We start from the raw sequence: 577 nt of genomic DNA on the forward strand, positions 1-577 counted from the left end.
ACTACTTCAGGTTGTTCACGGCGGCCATCGCCATGTCGTCCATCTTCTTCATGAGGTTCGTGATGGTGCTCATGATCTGGGACTCGAGCTGAACCTGCTTCTGCGCCTGCAGGAAGCCCTTCTGCTCCGCGGGGGCCGCGGCGATCATCTTGTCCATCGCCGTGCCAGTGGTGTTCTTCGCGGTGTTCACTGCGGTGTTGAAGACGTCGATCGTGGCCATGAGAGTTCTCCTGGTACGGCGGGATGAGTTCGTGCGGCACCAGCTACAAAAAGATTATCGGTGAAGGGGGGCGGGAGTTTCCTAAGGGTTTTCCGCGATCATTTTCCCCGGGAAGCCCCGGCCCGCTTTTCCGCCGCGCAGACGGAGGCCAGAAACGCCGCCGGCCCCGAACCGGTACCCTGGAAGGGCACCAGCACGGGGCCGGAGCGAAACCAACAACCTGGAAGGATTACTTCAGGTTGTTCACGGCGGCCATCGCCATGTCGTCCATCTTCTTCATGAGGTTCGTGATGGTGCTCATGATCTGGGACTCGAGCTGAACCTGCTTCTGCGCCTGCAGGAAGCCCTTCTGCTCGG

The 577-nt window shown here is 60.1% G+C and carries 1 protein-coding gene; it reads right to left on the reverse strand.

Annotation, left to right across the window (positions count from 1 at the left end; all coding sequences use genetic code 11):
* Position 1: 1 nt before the first annotated feature.
* A complete protein-coding gene (locus D7V77_RS42370; protein WP_120581765.1) occupies positions 2–220 on the reverse strand; it encodes a hypothetical protein in 219 nt (72 codons plus the stop codon).
* Positions 221–577: the final 357 nt, after the last annotated feature.

This window comes from Corallococcus sp. CA041A (assembly GCF_003612075.1).
In the GTDB taxonomy this organism is placed as follows: domain Bacteria; phylum Myxococcota; class Myxococcia; order Myxococcales; family Myxococcaceae; genus Corallococcus; species Corallococcus exiguus.

What these genes read in the sequence shown, in the direction of transcription:
- D7V77_RS42370 (WP_120581765.1), bottom strand. Translation starts at nt 220, where the DNA reads ATGGCCACGATCGACGTCTTCAACACCGCAGTGAACACCGCGAAGAAC.